Raw genomic sequence first — 16,841 nt, forward strand, 5'->3', positions numbered from 1 at the left:
TTTTCCTCTTGTATAACAGCTCGTGTTAAAACACGTATCGTTTTAAATAAAGTGTTTAGGGATGGCCATAAAATGGTGTGCGTTTTACAAACAGCTTAAGTGCCTGCCAGTAAATACCGCCGATAATTTTTGCTGCCATCACCGGTGTTGTTTTAATTACGCGCTTAATCTGTTCTCGGTTTAACGGCGAACGCGATAATTTCATACCGGCGACAAAGTCTTTTTGCTCGGTTTCTGCCGCTAGTTGTATAAAACAATCGTCTTGCGGCGGATTGATCTTCCAGCGGTAGGTCATATCAAGCGGGTTAAAAGGTGAAACGTGAAATGCTTTTTGCGTGGTTGCGTCTGGTTTGGCGAGATCCACCAGATAATAATGGCGTTCTAACCAGGGCGTGTTACTGACTTCAGCTAACATCATGGTGTACTCACCATCTTGTTGCAGAAAATAAAAGTTAACCGGACTGAAAAACAGCCCGAATGTGCGAATGTTGCCCATAAAGAACACTCGCCCCTGCAACGTCTGCCCGGCAAGCTTAGACATTTTACTTAATGCCGCCTGCTGTAAATCGCCGGTTTCGTCTTTCAGGTAGTCTTTGCGCCTAAACCACAGCGGTGCGAAACCTTGAGTCGAAAACCAACGCGACTCGCTGTGAGCTTGCTCTAGCTCATCCAGTGCAATAAACCACTGCATAAAGCGGTAGTTAAAGGTGTGTTGCGTGGGGCGATAGCGCTGATGAAACACATCGCCCCAGTAGATACCGCTACTCAACGCCATCTTCGTACTCGTTATTGATCGCTAAACTGGGGTCAATACGATTAACCACGTCGATGGCACTGCGAACACCATCCTCGTGAAAACCGTTATACCAGTACGCACCACAATAATGCGTATGTCTTTGACCACAAATCTTATCTCTTTGTTCACGTGCACGTAGCGACGGAATCGAATATTGCGGATGATCGTAACTAAACCGGCGAATAACCTTTGCCGGATCAATCGCTGCAGTATTATTAAGCGTAACGCACAATGTCTGCTCGGTACGCAAACCCTGCAGAATATTCATGTTGTAAGTAACTGAACTGGGTTTGCTCGCCGCGTCACCCTCCGTGCGCAGCAAGTAATTCCAACTTGCCCAGGCCAGCCGTTTTTTCGGTAGTAGTCGGGTGTCAGTGTGCAGCACAACGTCATTGGGCTGATAATCGATAGCGCCGAGTATCTCCTGCTCATCATCACTGGCATCACCCAATAGCCGCAGTGCCTGATCACTGTGCGCAGCAATCACGACTTCGTCAAAATATTCGCTTTTACCATCACTAAATTTAATCTGCACCTGTTCTTGTTGACGACAGATTTGGCTAATGTCGGTAGAAAGATGCACACGTTCGGCATAAGGTTTAGTTAGCGCCGGAATATAAGACTTAGAGCCCCCGTTAATGGTATGCCATTGAGGACGGTCGGCGATATTCAACAAGCCGTGGTTTTGGAAAAAACGTAAGAAGAAACCTAACGGAAACTGCTCTGCATCCTCGATACTGGACGACCAGATTGCTGAAATCATGGGTAACAAATACAGACGCGCAACTTCGTCTGACACCTTAAGCTCGCCTAAAAATTCACCCAGTGTTTTCTGATCAACGTCTTCGCCGTTCTCTAACGCGGCTTTAGCGGCATTATTAAACTTAACGATACCGCTCAACAATTTGTAAAAGCGCGGCTTCAGCAGATTGCTGCGCTGCGCAAACAAGGTGTTAAGAGTATGGCCGTTGTATTCAAGACCCGAACGTGGGTCAGTAACACTAAAGCTCATCTCTGTGTCACGCCAGTTAACCTGCAATTCACGCAACAGGCGTTTAAAGCGCGGATAGGTTTTATCGTTAAATACGATAAAGCCAGTATCAACGGGCACTGTCTGGTTGCCAACCTTAATATCGACGGTGGCAGTGTGACCGCCGATGTAATCGTTCTTGTCAAAAACCGTAACGTCGTGCTTTTTACTCAAATAATACGCCGCGGTCAGGCCCGCGATACCACTACCAACAACTGCAATTTTCATTCGCTCAATTTTCCTTGCTAAGAGTTCTTTGCCATACGCCGTGATAAGGCGATTTGCATTCCTTGCGGCAACAACGACATAACCCGTAACATGCCACTAAATAACGCGGGAAAACCAATATCCCGTTTGCCTTTTTCAATACCCTTGCGAATAGCCTTGGAGGCAAATTCGACACTCACCCGCATTGGCATTTCAAAATCATTGGCGTCAGTCATGGGTGTTTTTACAAAACCCGGCGACACGCCAAGTACGTCAATGCCATAGGCTTCTTTTAAATCGACTTCTAAGGTGCGGGTAATATATTGAATAGCGGCTTTCGAACCACCATATGCCTGTGCTTTGGTAAACGGCAATAGCCGTGCCAGGCTACCGACAATGACCAACTTACTGCCCTCAGGCATGATCGGCAACAATGCTTCCACAGTATTCATGGTGCCAAACACGTTTACACGAAATACACGCTCAAACATACCTGCATCAAACTGTTTTACGTCAAGGTATTCACACATACCGGCACTCAAAATGGCTAAGTCGACACGTTCGATATCGGCAAGTGCCTGTTTTGTGTTTTCGATATCAGTAATGTCGAAGCGCAGCGTTTTGATACTATCCCGATCAATATCGGCTAACTCATCCAATGCCTCTTGATTGCGTCCACAAGCAATCACCGTATGCCCTTGTTTGGCATAATCTTGCGCCAGTTGGTAACCGATCCCGGAGGTGGCCCCTGTTATTAATATCTTCATGAGTCCGCCACTAATCGGTTTTTGATTTTGTCGATCACGTAGCCTACTAAAGGCACGTGTTCATACAACATTGCCCCTAAGTCGTAATGATCCTGTTGTTCGCGAATTTTTCCGTCCTCAAACGTTAAATATGAGACGCCCGGCAGCACGATCTCCATGCCATTTCCCAGTTTGGGATGCGCAAAACGCATCTGCCACAGCAAAAAAGCTTTGTCTTCTCCGACACACTCATCGTCAAAGGCAAAATGACAGTATTCCACGTTTTCCATGGTGTGTTCGAAATACTTTTTGAGATCGTCCAGACCCACCACCTGATGGATGGGATCGGTTAAGCTGGCGTTATCGTGATACATGTCATCCAGCTGGTCCAGATTGTCTGTTTTAAACTCGTCATAAAACGACTTCAATTTATCGACTAGTTCTTGGTTATCCATTTTTCACCTGCTTAAAAGTTGTTAAAAACCGTTCCCGAGCAGCACTATGGTCCACGATAGGTGCGGCATAATCCTGTTGATTGCGCTGCTTTAACCAAGAATGCGGCCAATAAATGTGTTTGGTCGGGACATCTTTTAACTCGTCTATCCATTTACGGATGTAGCTACCGTCGGGATCAAACTTCTCGCTTTGCCGAATGGGATTAAACACCCGAAAATAAGGCACCGCATCAGTACCTACCGATGCACTCCACTGCCAGCCACCGTTATTCGCTGGAAAGCTGCCATCGATCAGGTTTTGCATAAAATACTGTTCGCCTTTGCGCCAATCGATAAGCAGATCTTTAACCAAAAAGTTTGCCGTAATCATGCGCAATCGATTATGCATCCAGCCGGTCTGATTAAGCTGCCGCATACCCGCGTCGACAATCGGATAACCCGTACGTCCCTCACACCAGCGTTTAAAATCATCTTCAGCATCACGCCAGGGCACGCCCTGGGTTTGCTTCTGATAATTTTCTCCACGGCTCAGGCGCGGTTCAAAAAACATCAGGTGTTGGTAAAATTCGCGCCACGCGAGTTCAGTTAGCCAGGTATCTGCTCCCTTTTCTAAGCCGTGAGGAAAAGACGGCGAAAGCGACTGTAGATTGCGTGCCAGCGTTTTAGGCGAAACCACGCCAAGCTCAAGGTAAGCCGACAGTTTTGACGTGCCCTCGATTGCGGGTTTGTCACGTTGCTCGTGGTAGTCAGCGAGGCTATGACCGACAAACTGACCAAACTTACTCAGCACGCTCTGCTCGCCCACCGGCCAATCGCTACTGGTGTCGGTGCAAGGTGCAGGACAGTCCGGGATTTGTGGCGTATCGCTAACCGTTGTTTGCTTTGCTGTTGGTTGAGTCAGTTGCCAATCGGTATGCTCTGCTAATACCTTGCGCCAGGCTTTATTAAACGGCGTAAACACTTTGTAGTAATCGCCCTGCTGGGTTTTCACCTGACCCGGCGGAACCAATAATAATCCGTGCTTTATTATTGTCGTGACATTGTGATGTTTTAAAGCAACTTCAACAGCCTTATCACGACGCGCCTCATGGACCGGGTATTCGGCGTTAAAATAGACTTCGTTAACTCCATTTTCAGCGCAGAAATCAGAAATAATAGAGCCTGATTGAGAAAATGTATCATGACACTTAACTTTTAGTAATACCCCGCTTGCCGCTAAATCTTGCTGTAATTGCTGCAGGTGACGCCATAGCAAATCGGTTTTCCGGGGTGACCAAAAATGCGTATCGACAAAGGTTGTTTTGGGGAATAGATATAGTGCGTAAACTTTGTCGTGCTCCGCACAGGCTTGCGCTAACGCCGGATTATCCTGAATTCGCAAGTCATTACGAAACCATACCAATGCTGCCATAATGACTCCTTTACAGTCCGTAACGTAGCTTTAAATCTTCAGGGTATGGCTGGATATACCACTGCTGGGCTAGATAGTCGTTGGGAAACTCGCGCAAATAATGGCGGATTAACGTCAGCGGCGCCATAATCGGCAAGATGCCATCGTGATACTGCAATATCATCTCTGACAATTCCTGTTTTTGTTGTGCGCTAAGCTGGCCTTTAAAATAGCCCTGAATATGCTGCAACGTATTAGTATGGTTGCGCTTAGAAGCAGGCTCCGACAGTGCCTGCATTACGTCAATAATGTACTGTTGAGCGAAGGCTTCGTCTATTTTTTCAGCCTCACCCAAACGTTTACCAAGCTCGCGATAAGCCGGCTGATCATGCGCTAAAAGCAGCAGCTTACAGCGGGTATGAAAATCCAGTAGTGCTTTTTTGGTTATCGGCTTTGGCAACGCTTGCCAATGACCATAAACCCAAACGCGCAGGATAAAGTTTTCACGCAAGTGCGGGTCGTTTAGCCGGCCGTCTTCTTCCAGCGGCAATGCCGGATTAAGCTCGCGCAAACGCGCAGCAAAAATACCCATCGCCTCTTTTTGGGCATGTCCTGTATCCGGGTCATAGAGTTTTACCCGCTCCATGCCGCAACTCGGTGACTTTGCGCACAATACGTAACCGCTCAACTGTTGTGCTTTGAGTTGAATTTTATCCGCAAAATCGCTTAACTTCTGGGTAACGTTGGCACCCGTTTTCGGAATTACCGCATGGACGTCGTTATCGTGCTTTTCCAGACGGATGGTTGGCCGTGGAATCGGTAAGCCGATCCCAACTTCAGGGCAAAAACGTACAAACTCGACATGACGCGACAATTCGTCATCGCAAAAGGCCGAACGTTTATGGCCGCCATCAAAACGCACTTCATCGCCTAATAAACAGGCGCTAATACCCACGGTTAATTTTTTTGTATTCATCAGTTACGTCCAGTATTTACTGCTCCAATAAACCTGTCCTTTATAACGTATTACAGTGAAGAAAAGTTTGCCGATTAACAAATTATTCAGATCCAACTAATTGTGCATTGCGTAACACTTTACAACTCAATCAAAACAATGGCAGTTAGGTAATATGACGCAGTACGAAGAACTACCGCTATTTCCTTTGACAGCTCATGTGCTGCCGGAAGGTCGTTTACGCTTGCGCATTTTCGAGCCACGTTATACCCGTCTGGTGAAACGCTGTATGTCGGAGCAATCCGACTTCGTCATTTGTATGTTTGACCCAAACCAAAGTAAAGAAACGGAAAATTACATTTTGCCGTTCGGGACGGCTGTCCAAATCATTGATTTTGAAATGCTGGACGATGGCTTTCTGGGCATAACCGTTGAAGGTAAAGACCGAGTTCATATACACGACCACCACGTCGAAAGTGATGGTTTAAACCTGGGTCACGTTGAGCGCCTGCCTGCCTGGCCAAATAAAGCGCTTTCTTCAGACAAAATTGTTCTAAAAGAGCGGCTGGAAGAGATCTTTCAGGTCTATCCGGAACTGGCTAACCTATATCAGGACGAACGTTTTGACGAGCTTAGTTGGCTTTGCCAACGCTGGCTTGAGATATTGCCGCTGGATGTACACGCCAAGCAACAACTTATAAAGGCAGATAATCCTCTTGAGGTTTCTGAATATCTGCTACAATTAGTCTCGTAGTTACCATTTTTTCTGACGTTGGTGATCCAGTGACTACAGGATTACGTTCATACTAAGACAACACGCAACAAAAATATGCAGGTCTAATTATGCAAGTGACGTCAGAGAGAACTTCGCAACGGGGCGTTATGAATACAACCCAACAAGACACTGCCGAGAAGGCAGCTGAGCTTCTTGCTAAAGTAGCAGAGACTCGTAGCAGAGCTGCATTTAGTGAGTTGTTTAGCCATTTTGCTCCCAAGCTGCAGGCCTATGGCACACGTCAGTTTGGCAACGAGCAAACCGCGATGGATTTGGTACAAGAAACGATGACTAATGTCTGGCACAAAGCACATTTGTTTAAACCAGACCGTGGTTCTCCGTCCACTTGGATATTCACGATCGCGCGCAACATTCGTTTCGATTTGTTACGTAAGAATAAAAAGCGCAAGGACGATATCAGTGCCGACGAACTTTGGCCTATCCTTGCTGAACAGAATGATAATTTAGATGACGGTTATGCCTTAGATAACGATGTACTAATGCAAGAAATCGCTCATTATTACGCTCAATTACCTGACCCACAACGGGTGGTGGTTGAAAAAATTTACATCGAAGGCAAGTCACAGCAAGAAGTATCGGATTCGTTAGGCATTCCGTTAGGTACTGTGAAGTCTCGTACCCGACTGGCATTGAAAAAGTTAAAAGAGCTGATTGTAGAACATGATTAAATCCCATCCTAGCGAAGCTATCCTGTATCAGTACGCGTCAGGTGACTTGAGTGCGGCTATGACATTAGTGGTTGGCACCCATGTTGATATGTGCTCGGTTTGTCAGCAAACCGTTTGTGAGATAGAACACGACTTGTGCTCTAAGCATCTTGACACTGTTGTGCAGACCTTAAACACACCGAGTCATGGCTATAGTGGCCTGAGCAAAACCGATACCGATAAGATGCTGGAAAAGATCTTTTCGTCGGAGGCTAAGCCTGCAGTTCAGCCAGACGAGCTAATTTGCCTTGAAGGCCGTCGTTTTGTGTTACCCCGTACGTTGGCACACAATCGTGCTCGTATCGGCGACTGGACTAATTTGGTTGGTAAGCTATGGCGTGCGCCCATTGATGTCGGTGACCGTGGCCACACTAACCTTATCTATATGGAGCCCGGTACACAGGTACCTGAGCATACGCACAAGGGACAGGAAGCAACGCTAGTGGTTGATGGCGTATTTAATGACGAGAAAGACGTTTACTATAACGGCGACTTTATCTTGTTAGATGCGGATCGTACTCACACGCCGCAAACATCGGCGCAGGATTGTCTGACATTGGCTACCCTGGATGCCCCACTTTACTTTACGTCGGGTATCAGTCGTTTGTTGAATCCATTTAGTAGTTTATTCTTTAGGGCGTCGGCGTGACGACAACACTTTAGAAGACAAAGAAACAAAAAACCCGAGGTTAATCCTCGGGTTTTGCATTTTCTACACGGCTTTTAAATTTTTGGCCGGGTTTAAACGTAACCACCCGCCGCGCCTTAATGGGAATATCTTCCCCCGTTTTTGGATTGCGGCCGGGTCGTTGACTTTTGGTACGTAACTCGAAGTTGCCAAAACCTGACAACTTAACCTGGTCACCGGCTTCTAAAACAGAACGTATCTCCTCGAAAAAGTCCTCTACCAGCGTTTTTGCATCCTGCTTATTGATGCCGTGCTTTTCAAAGAGCATTTCCGCCAATTCTGCTTTAGTCAGCGCCATGGTTTAATCCCTCAAGGTTGCATTAAACTCGTCTTTTAGCGTCGTTACAAACTGTTCAATAAGCTCGTTAACTTCGGCCTCTTCCAGCGTCTTATCAGCATCTTGTAACGTGATACTTAACGCCAGACTGCGTTTACCTTGCGCCAGATTCTCGCCTTGGTAAACATCAAATAAGTTTAGGCCAACTAACTGTTTTACGCCAACATTTTCCAACGCAGCTAACACTTCACCTGCCGCAATTTGCTCATCTAAAACAATCGCCAGGTCGCGTCGAATGCTCGGATAACGAGAAATCGGCTGAGCCACCGGAATGCGTCGAACCGCAATGGCATCAAGCTCAATTTCGAACACAAATGCGCGCTGATTTAAGCCAAGCGCCTTCTCGTGTTGCGGATGCAGTGCGCCAATAAAGCCAACTTTACGTTCACCTTTATAGATAGCAGCCGACTGGCCCGGATGCAACGCATCATGCTGGTCAGCGACAAAACGGAATAAATGCGCCTCGCCGGTTTTTTGCAGCAAGGCCTCGACATCGCCTTTAACATCGTAAAAATCAACCGCTCGTTCACCTTCAGACCAGTGCTCCGTGTGAGCTTTGCCGGCTCGAATACCGCCTAAGACCGGCTCCTGACGCACGCCATTCTCCGCGGTTTCATCAGGAATAAAACGTAGTCCCGTTTCGACAAAAGCTAAAACTGCCTGTTGACGCTTTTGGTTGTGCGCAACCGCAGCCGCTAAACCCGGCCACAGGCTAACGCGCATTGAGGACATTTCGATAGAAATCGGATGTGGTAAGGTTAACGCAGCCGTTTCGTTAAACAACATGGCTTGGTGTTTAGGGTCAACAAAGCTATAGGTAATCGCTTCTTGATAACCGCGCTCGACCAAGGCATTGGTTAACGTATGACGACTTACTGCGGCCTCTTTGCGGTCGGTCATTCGCAGTTGTGCCGCTGGTGCAGCCGCCTGAATCGCGTTGTAGCCGTATACTCGCGCGACTTCTTCAATAAGATCTTCTTCAATCGCAATATCAAAACGATAAGAAGGCACCTGAACCTGCCACTCGCCATTGTTGTAGGTCACTTCCAGACCCAGACGCCGAAGAATCTCTGTGACTTCTTCATCGGCGATGTGTACGCCCAGCACTTTGGTCAAACGCACACTGCGTAATGTCACCTTAGCGCGCGCTGGCAGATGTTGCTCAGAAACTGCTTCAGTAATCGGCCCGGCTTCGCCACCACAAATATCCAGCAATAACTGTGTTGCACGCTCCATTGCTTTGCGTTGCAATTGTGGATCCACACCGCGCTCATAACGATGTGACGCATCCGTATGCAGACCAAAACGACGAGCTTTACCTAAAATGGCATCAGGCGCAAAAAACGCGCTTTCTAAGAAAATGTTTTTGCTTTCGACGGTCACACCACTATTTTTACCACCGTAGACACCCGCCATTGCTAAGGCTTTTTGCTCATCAGCAATAACCAGAACATCGTCATCAAGCTCAACCTCTTCGCCATCGAGTAACGTCAGTTTCTCTTTGGCCGCCGCCAGGCGCACGTGAATATCGCCTTGCAACGTATCTAAGTCAAACGCATGCATTGGGTGGCCCAACTCAAGCAATACGTAGTTGGTAATATCCACCACCGGATCAATACTGCGAATACCACTACGACGTAGTTTTTCACTCATCCAAATAGGCGTTGGACGTGACACATCAATGCCTTTAACCACACGACCTAAGTAGCGCGGGCATTGCGCCGGCGCATCTAGATGAATCGCCTTTTGCTCGTCAATTTTAGCTGCTACGTCATTAATTTCCGGCTCATTGACGTCCAGACGGTTTAACACGCCAAGTTCACGGGCAATACCACGAACACTTAAGCAATCACCGCGGTTAGGCGTTAGATCGATATCGATGCTGTGATCGTCTAAACCGAGGTATTCGCGATAATCGGTACCGACGGGAGCGTCTTGCGGTAATTCAATAATACCGTCGTGATCATCAATTAAGCCCAGCTCTTTAAATGAGCAAAGCATGCCGTGCGACGGATGTCCGCGCAGTTTGGCTTTTTTGATTTTAAAATCACCGGGTAAAACAGCGCCGACTTTTGCGACCACCACTTTAATGCCCTGGCGACAGTTGGGTGCGCCGCAAACAATATCTAAAAGCTCACCGTCGTTGGTATTAACTTTAGTGACTTGCAGCTTGTCAGCGTCGGGATGCGGACCGCATTCAACGACTTCACCGACAACGACGGTATGGAATTCTGCGGCGACAGGTTCAACACCGTCAACTTCCAGACCCGCCATGCTGAGCTGTTCACTTAATTCATTGCTGTCTACGGCCGGATTAACCCACTCGCGTAACCACTGTTCACTTAATTTCATGATGCCAATGCCCTTAAAATACTGTAATTAGTTGAATTGTTTTAAGAAACGTAAGTCGTTTTCGAAAAACGCGCGCAGATCGGTTACGCCATAACGCAACATGGTTAGACGCTCAACGCCCATACCAAAGGCAAAGCCGGTGTATTTTTCCGGATCAATGCCAACCGCTTTCAACACATTGGGGTGCACCATTCCGCAACCCAGTACTTCTAACCATTTACCGTCTTTACCCATCACATCGACTTCTGCCGAGGGCTCGGTAAACGGAAAATACGAAGGGCGGAAACGCACTTGCAATGACTCTTCAAAAAAGTGAGTGAGGAAATCTTCTAAAATGCCTTTAAGCTGAGTAAACGACACGTCGGTATCGACCATCAAACCCTCGACCTGATGGAACATTGGCGTATGAGTCTGATCGTAATCATTACGGTAAACGCGGCCTGGCGAAATAATACGTAAAGGCGGCTTCTCAACTTCCATGGTACGAATTTGAACGCCCGACGTCTGCGTACGCAGCATCGTTGAGGGAGTAAAATAGAAAGTATCGTGATCGGCACGCGCCGGATGGTTAGCCGGAATGTTCAGCGCATCGAAGTTATGAAAACCGTCTTCGACTTCGGGGCCTTCTTTAACACTAAAGCCCAGGTCACCAAAGAACTGCTCTATCCGACGAATCGTTTGCGTTACCGGGTGTACACCGCCTACAGCGCTGTCACGGCCAGGTAGACTCACGTCTAAACGTTCTGCTTCTAACTTGGCTTTCAACTCTTCGGCTTTCAGCAGCTCTTTACGTGCATTAATACTGCTTTGCACCTGTTGCTTAGCTTCGTTAATTTTCTGCCCCGCTTCGCGACGCTCGGACGGGTCAAGTTTTCCTAAGCCCTTTAACAAATCAGTTAACTGGCCTTTTTTACCCATGTACTGAACACGAACGTCGTCCAGCGCCTGCGGATTATCCGCATTGGCGATAGCCGCTTCGGCTTGTGCAACGATTTCTTGTAATTGCATTGTTTCCCTCAACACTCACGACATGCTTACAAAGCAAAAATTTTAAAGGCGCTATTCTAGCAGAAAAACGATCAAAAAAGGGAGCCAATTGGCTCCCTTTGAAATCTGTTTAAACGAACTTAAAAAGTCGTTATTACAGTGCGCCTTTCGCTTTCTCAACCAAAGCAGCAAAGCCGTTTTGATCGTGAACTGCGATATCAGCAAGGATCTTGCGATCGATTTCTACTGATGCTTTTTTCAGGCCGTTGATAAAGCGGCTGTAAGACAAACCGTTTTGACGTGCCGCAGCGTTGATACGAACAATCCACAGTTGACGGAATTGACGTTTCTTGTTGCGACGGTCACGGTATGCATATTGACCTGCTTTAGTGACTGCCTGTACCGCGACGCGATAAACGCGACTACGAGCACCATAATAACCTTTCGCCTGCTTCAGGACTTTCTTGTGACGCGCTCTCGCGATTACACCACGTTTTACTCGTGCCATTTGCTAATCTCCCCTTATGCGTACGGTAACATACGATCGACTAATTTAATGTCCGCTTCGTGGACCATGCTCTTAGCACGCAGCTGACGCTTACGCTTAGGAGTTTTTTTAGTCAGAATGTGACGCAAGTGAGATTGCTTGCACTTATAACCGCCTGAAGCAGTCTTTTTAAAGCGCTTAGAAGCGCCTTTGTTTGATTTCATTTTTGGCATGAAATTAAACTCCGCATTGTTGATTGAAAGTGTGAAAGGGTGAGACAGCCAAGCTGCCTACTTGTAGACCACGATCACTTCTTAGATGGCGCCAGAACCATAATCATCTGGCGACCTTCAGCCCTTCTAGGGAACGACTCAACAGTTGAGATTTCTTCTAAATCCGCTTTTACACGGTTTAGCAATTCAATACCCAACTCTTGGTGTGCCATTTCCCGGCCACGGAAACGGATAGTGACTTTAGTTTTGTCACCTCCCTCGAGGAAGCGACGCAGGTTGCGCAGTTTTACCTGGTAGTCGCCCTCATCAGTGCCAGGTCGGAACTTAACTTCCTTAACCTGAATCTGTTTCTGCTTTTTCTTTTGCTCTTTTTGTTCTTTGCTCTTCTCAAAGAGGAACTTGCCGTAATCCATCAAGCGGCAGACCGGTGGTTCCGCGTTAGGGCTCATCTCCACCAAATCGACACCAGCTTCCGCTGCTGCGTCAAGAGCCTCGTTAATACTGACGACACCTGCTTGTTCACCATCGGTACCGATTAAGCGAACTTCATCAACGCCGGTAATTTGGTCATTGATACGGTTTTTATCTGCAGCTTTTTGAGTTCTTTTTCCGCCTTTAATGGTTTATTCCTCCAAGTAATTATTAAATTTTGCGTGTACATACTTCGTCTTCAACTTTAGCAATGAAGTCTTCCAAAGGCATTTTACCCAGGTCTTCACCGCCACGGGTACGAACCGCAACCTCACCAGCTTCGACTTCTTTATCGCCGACAACCAGTAAATAAGGAACTCGTTTAAGAGTATGCTCTCGGATTTTAAAGCCAATCTTCTCATTTCTCAAGTCGGCTGAGGCACGAATTCCCTTTTCATTCAAAGATTTTACCACGTTTTTGACATAATCGCTCTGATTATCCGTGATATTCATTAAAACAACCTGCGTCGGCGCCAGCCAAAGCGGGAAGTGACCTGCGTATTCTTCGATTAGAATACCCATGAAACGTTCCAGCGAGCCTAAAATTGCGCGGTGAATCATCACCGGCGTATGGCGCTCGTTATCTTCGCCTACATAGGTTGCGCCTAAGCGCCCCGGCAGTGCAAAGTCCAGCTGGATAGTGCCACACTGCCAGGCACGACCTAAACAGTCAAACAGGGTAAATTCAATCTTAGGACCATAAAACGCGCCCTCACCCGGTAAATAATCAAAATCAATATCGTGCGCTTTTAACGCATCCGCCAATGCTTTTTCGCTGCGATCCCAGGTAGCATCGTCGCCTAAGCGTTTTTCCGGACGTGTCGACAGCTTCACGTCAATCTTGTCAAAACCGAAAGTTTCATAGGTTTCATAAACCATTTTGATACAGGCTGCTACTTCCGGCTGCACCTGATCTTCGGTACAAAATACGTGCGCATCATCCTGGGTAAAGCCGCGTACACGCATCAAGCCATGCAAGGCACCTGATGGCTCATTACGGTGACAAGAGCCAAACTCAGCCATGCGCAGTGGCAAGTCGCGGTAAGATTTTAGACCCTGGTTAAAGATCTGCACGTGACCCGGACAGTTCATCGGCTTAACCGCGTACTCCCGGTTCTCAGAAGCGGTGGTAAACATCAAGTCAGAGAATTTCTCCCAGTGACCGGATTTCTCCCAAAGCACACGGTCCATCATCATCGGACCTTTTACTTCCTGGTAATCGTATTCACGCAGTTTTTCACGCACATACTCTTCTAACTCACGGAAAATGGTCCAGCCATTGTGATGCCAGAAAACCATGCCCGGCGCTTCTTCCTGCCAGTGGAACAGGTCCTGGTTTTTGCCAATTTTACGGTGATCGCGCTTTTCCGCTTCTTCTAAACGCTTTAGGTAGGCTTTTAGCTGCTTTTTATCCGACCATGCCGTGCCGTATAGCCGTTGCAGCATTTTATTGTCGGAATCACCGCGCCAATAGGCACCGGCCATTTTCATCACTTTAAAGTGTTCGCAGAACTTCATGCTAGGCACATGCGGGCCGCGACACATATCGATATATTCTTCGTGATGATAAAGCGCAGGATAAGAATCGGTTGGGATATTCTCGTCCAGGATCTCTATTTTGTAGGGTTCGTGGCGGTCAACAAAGGTCTCACGCGCTTCTTTCCAGCTGACGTTTTTCTTAATCACTTTATAGTCAGTTTTAGCCAACTCCTTCATCCGCTTTTCGATCTTCTCCAGATCTTCCTGGGTGAAGGTGTGGTCAACGTCGATATCGTAATAAAAGCCATTGTCGATAACCGGACCAATCGCCATTTTCGCATCCGGCCACAGTTGCTTAACCGCGTGGCCCATCAAATGTGCACACGAGTGGCGGATAATATGTACACCGTCCTCATCTTTAGGCGTTACGATCTCGACTTTCGCGTCGTGTTCAATCATATCGCAGGCATCGGCCAACTCGCCGTCGATGCGGCCTGCTACCGTCGCTTTCGCCAGACCAGGCCCGATATCCATAGCGATATCATAAATTGAAACGGGTTTATCAAATTCGCGTTGACTTCCGTCAGGGAGAGTAATTACAGGCATGAAACTTCCTTTGCAACCAGTGGTGACACCTACCAAGTGCCACGTGCTCTATTTTGGCTCAATGCAACGCTGTTATAAGTGTGCAAAAAACCTTACGAAATATTGGGCGTTCGGTACCATCGAACGCAAGACGCTACTATAATCGACCGCTTACATTTGAGCAACCTCAGAGCCTGTTTTGATATCAGAGACGATAGGTCAAATGGCGGCATTATTGGCCGCTAGCTTTTGGGCAGTAGCAACGGTGCTCTATCACCGCGCAGGCAGCCATTTCTCGCCACTGCAAATGAACCTGGTTAAAGGTGTTATTGCGACACCGTTATTATTAATCGTCAGCTTGCTGCTGGGCAACTCGTTAACGCTAACCAGTGGCCTTTGGTTACTGGCGTTAAGCGGCGTTATCGGCATCACCATTGGCGATAGCTGCCATTTTGCCGCGTTACGACGGCTTGGCCCCTGGCATGCGATGCTTTTAGAGTACCTTGCCCCGCCGCTAGCCGCGTTTATGGCCTGGGTATTTTTAGCTGACGGCTTAACCGCTATCGAAGTCGCTGGTGCAGTCATTACCTTAAGCGGCGTATTGGTTGTAGTGACCGAAAAAGCCCCTGACAAACAGCCGGCACTGTCGTTAGCCGGTATTTTATTCGGCTGTGGCGCGGCCGTCTGCCAGGCCAGCGGCTTGGTGATGGCATTTTCGGTACTGCAAACCGAGTCGGTCAATGCCATTGACGCCGCTTTTGTGCGCTTAGCAGCAGGCTCGGTATTATTGGCTATTATCGTCGGCTTATCACAGCGCAAAGCCTACGGAGCTATTGTTAGCCAGCTGCGTTCGATTAATCCGCTTCCTTTACTTGGTGCCATCGTTTTTGGGACCTTCCTGGCGATTTGGCTACAACAGATTTCCATCGCTAATATCAACCCGGGCCTAACACAAACCTTGCTATCAACCGCCCCGCTATTTTTAATCCCGATATCTTTGCTGAAAAAACAAAAGATTACGCCCCGTTCGGTCATCGGCGCACTGATCTCACTGGCTGGAATAGCGATTCTTTTCCTATAGTAAAACTGAGCTTGCAAAGCGCTTCGGTGTTATTCGCGCTAAGGAGTTTGGTGGGGGCTAACACAGACTATCGAAGGCCAGGGATGGCCTGAGATAAGCGTTCATGGATGAACTTGTAGCGTGTCTGTGTTAGCCCCCCACCAAGCTCCAAGCGAATAATCCCGAAGCGCTTTGCAGACACAGTCCTTCTAGAGGAAATGATCATGCACGAAGAAGATCTTAACAGCGTGGTGGTGCGCTGCCCGCATTGCGGGAAAACCACAGCACTGGATATTGATACCTCGGCGGGTAATCAGGATTATCAGGACGAATGCGCAGCCTGTGGTGATTTAATTCATGTGCAGTTGCAGGTTGACGAAATGAATCAGAAAACCCGCGTGCGCATTGACGGCAACGACGAGCAGTTTTATTAGCTCGTCTGTTTTCCGCGCTGTTGCAGCACCCGCTCTACCGTTTCGACAATTGTGATGGTTTGCTGATCAAACTCAATATTGAGCTGCGTACCCGGTTGCGCTTGCGCCAAGTTGGTCAACCGCAGTGTTTCCGGGATTAAATGCAGGCTAAAACGGTTATCCAGCACCTCACCAATGGTTAAGCTGGCACCGTTAACCGCAATGAAGCCTTTAGCAAACAGATACGGCATAAACTGTTCCGGCACTTCAACCCAGCCAGCCCAATTCGTTTCGCTTTGCTCTACTTCCACCAGCGAGCCCTGACAGTGAATATGTCCGGACACGTGATGCCCACCAATTTCGTCACCGACCTTTAACGACCGCTCCAGGTTAACCAGGCTACCTTTGCCTAAATCGCCTAAATTAGTTAATCGTAGGGTTTCATCGATAACATCGAACTCAACCGTATCTTCGGTATAGTGAACCACCGTTAAGCAACAACCGTTTATAGCAATACTGGCGCCAATTTCCAGCTCGCGCAAAAACTGCGGTGCAACTTGCAACGTGATGTGGCGAAACTCATCGGAATCCTTAATATGAGCAACTTGCGCCTGAGTTTGTACAATACCAGTGAACATATGCGTTCCTAAACAGCTAAAGGGTCAAT

19 protein-coding genes are annotated in these 16,841 nt (G+C 47.7%); 5 read left to right on the forward strand and 14 right to left on the reverse strand.

What is annotated here, in order from left to right; all coding sequences use genetic code 11:
- Window positions 1-55 precede the first annotated feature (55 nt).
- The 6 genes from DEU29_RS01850 to DEU29_RS01875 are packed head-to-tail and all read right to left on the reverse strand — an operon-like array spanning window position 56 to window position 5,600.
- Window positions 56-769 (reverse strand): DUF1365 domain-containing protein, encoded by a 714-nt coding sequence (locus tag DEU29_RS01850; protein WP_133538577.1) that lies wholly within the window; start codon window positions 767-769, stop codon window positions 56-58.
- The gene (locus DEU29_RS01855) at window positions 762-2,054 is read right to left on the reverse strand and encodes an NAD(P)/FAD-dependent oxidoreductase (RefSeq protein WP_133538524.1); all 1,293 of its coding nucleotides are present in this window, start codon (window positions 2,052-2,054) and stop codon (window positions 762-764) included. Before DEU29_RS01855 ends, DEU29_RS01850 begins: the two co-directional genes overlap by 8 nt.
- Before the next feature lie 17 nt (window positions 2,055-2,071).
- Complete coding sequence (locus DEU29_RS01860; RefSeq protein WP_133538525.1) at window positions 2,072-2,800, reverse strand: SDR family NAD(P)-dependent oxidoreductase; 729 nt, start codon at window positions 2,798-2,800, stop codon at window positions 2,072-2,074.
- Window positions 2,797-3,234, reverse strand: a complete 438-nt coding sequence (locus tag DEU29_RS01865; RefSeq protein ID WP_133538526.1) for a nuclear transport factor 2 family protein — start codon at window positions 3,232-3,234, stop codon at window positions 2,797-2,799. The genes DEU29_RS01860 and DEU29_RS01865 overlap by 4 nt, the downstream gene beginning before the upstream one ends.
- Complete coding sequence (gene phrB, locus DEU29_RS01870; protein ID WP_133538527.1) at window positions 3,227-4,645, reverse strand: deoxyribodipyrimidine photo-lyase; 1,419 nt, start codon at window positions 4,643-4,645, stop codon at window positions 3,227-3,229. Before phrB ends, DEU29_RS01865 begins: the two co-directional genes overlap by 8 nt.
- 10 nt (window positions 4,646-4,655) lie before the next feature.
- Complete coding sequence (locus DEU29_RS01875) at window positions 4,656-5,600, reverse strand: YbgA family protein (protein ID WP_133538528.1); 945 nt, start codon at window positions 5,598-5,600, stop codon at window positions 4,656-4,658.
- A 154-nt stretch (window positions 5,601-5,754) separates the two neighbouring features.
- On the opposite strand from DEU29_RS01875, the gene DEU29_RS01880 reads away from it, so the two are divergent.
- The 3 genes from DEU29_RS01880 (at window position 5,755) to DEU29_RS01890 (ending at window position 7,731) form a co-directional block, all read left to right on the forward strand.
- Window positions 5,755-6,333, forward strand: a complete 579-nt coding sequence (locus DEU29_RS01880; RefSeq protein WP_133538529.1) for an LON peptidase substrate-binding domain-containing protein — start codon at window positions 5,755-5,757, stop codon at window positions 6,331-6,333.
- Window positions 6,334-6,461: 128 nt separating this feature from the next.
- On the forward strand, window positions 6,462-7,043 hold the full coding sequence (locus DEU29_RS01885) for a sigma-70 family RNA polymerase sigma factor (protein WP_243734421.1): 582 nt from the start codon (window positions 6,462-6,464) through the stop codon (window positions 7,041-7,043).
- Complete coding sequence (locus tag DEU29_RS01890) at window positions 7,036-7,731, forward strand: ChrR family anti-sigma-E factor (RefSeq protein ID WP_133538531.1); 696 nt, start codon at window positions 7,036-7,038, stop codon at window positions 7,729-7,731. The genes DEU29_RS01885 and DEU29_RS01890 overlap by 8 nt, the downstream gene beginning before the upstream one ends.
- A 40-nt stretch (window positions 7,732-7,771) precedes the next feature.
- On the opposite strand, the gene DEU29_RS01895 is transcribed toward DEU29_RS01890, so the two are convergent.
- From DEU29_RS01895 to thrS, 7 genes are all read right to left on the reverse strand, one after another.
- Window positions 7,772-8,068 carry an integration host factor subunit alpha gene (locus DEU29_RS01895; RefSeq protein ID WP_133538532.1) on the reverse strand — a complete coding sequence of 99 codons (297 nt, stop codon included), beginning with the start codon at window positions 8,066-8,068 and terminating at the stop codon, window positions 7,772-7,774.
- A gap of 3 nt (window positions 8,069-8,071) precedes the next feature.
- Window positions 8,072-10,459, reverse strand: a complete 2,388-nt coding sequence (gene pheT, locus DEU29_RS01900) for a phenylalanine--tRNA ligase subunit beta (protein WP_133538533.1) — start codon at window positions 10,457-10,459, stop codon at window positions 8,072-8,074.
- 27 nt (window positions 10,460-10,486) lie between these two features.
- Window positions 10,487-11,467, reverse strand: a complete 981-nt coding sequence (pheS, locus tag DEU29_RS01905) for a phenylalanine--tRNA ligase subunit alpha (RefSeq protein WP_133538534.1) — start codon at window positions 11,465-11,467, stop codon at window positions 10,487-10,489.
- A gap of 133 nt (window positions 11,468-11,600) precedes the next feature.
- Window positions 11,601-11,954: a 50S ribosomal protein L20 gene (gene rplT, locus DEU29_RS01910; RefSeq protein ID WP_053953835.1), complete on the reverse strand. Its 354-nt coding sequence runs from the start codon at window positions 11,952-11,954 to the stop codon at window positions 11,601-11,603.
- A 14-nt stretch (window positions 11,955-11,968) separates the two neighbouring features.
- The gene (rpmI, locus tag DEU29_RS01915) at window positions 11,969-12,166 is read right to left on the reverse strand and encodes a 50S ribosomal protein L35 (protein WP_053953836.1); all 198 of its coding nucleotides are present in this window, start codon (window positions 12,164-12,166) and stop codon (window positions 11,969-11,971) included.
- 74 nt (window positions 12,167-12,240) lie between these two features.
- Entirely contained in the window at window positions 12,241-12,786 is a 546-nt protein-coding gene (gene infC, locus DEU29_RS01920) for a translation initiation factor IF-3 (RefSeq protein WP_133538535.1), read from the reverse strand.
- A 22-nt stretch (window positions 12,787-12,808) separates the two neighbouring features.
- A complete protein-coding gene (thrS, locus tag DEU29_RS01925) occupies window positions 12,809-14,722 on the reverse strand; it encodes a threonine--tRNA ligase (RefSeq protein WP_133538536.1) in 1,914 nt (637 codons plus the stop codon).
- A 202-nt stretch (window positions 14,723-14,924) separates the two neighbouring features.
- Here thrS and DEU29_RS01930 point away from each other — a divergent pair, with 202 nt between their 5' ends.
- Together DEU29_RS01930 and DEU29_RS01935 are read left to right on the forward strand one after the other, a co-directional pair.
- Complete coding sequence (locus DEU29_RS01930; RefSeq protein ID WP_133538537.1) at window positions 14,925-15,782, forward strand: DMT family transporter; 858 nt, start codon at window positions 14,925-14,927, stop codon at window positions 15,780-15,782.
- A 203-nt stretch (window positions 15,783-15,985) separates the two neighbouring features.
- The gene (locus tag DEU29_RS01935; protein WP_133538538.1) at window positions 15,986-16,195 is read left to right on the forward strand and encodes a CPXCG motif-containing cysteine-rich protein; all 210 of its coding nucleotides are present in this window, start codon (window positions 15,986-15,988) and stop codon (window positions 16,193-16,195) included.
- Here DEU29_RS01935 and DEU29_RS01940 read toward each other — a convergent pair.
- Window positions 16,192-16,812 carry a riboflavin synthase subunit alpha gene (locus DEU29_RS01940; protein ID WP_133538539.1) on the reverse strand — a complete coding sequence of 207 codons (621 nt, stop codon included), beginning with the start codon at window positions 16,810-16,812 and terminating at the stop codon, window positions 16,192-16,194. The two genes, DEU29_RS01935 and DEU29_RS01940, sit on opposite strands and share 4 nt — an antisense overlap.
- Window positions 16,813-16,841 lie beyond the last annotated feature (29 nt).

It is taken from the genome of Idiomarina aquatica, from assembly GCF_004362895.1.
Classification (GTDB): Bacteria; Pseudomonadota; Gammaproteobacteria; order Enterobacterales; family Alteromonadaceae; genus Idiomarina.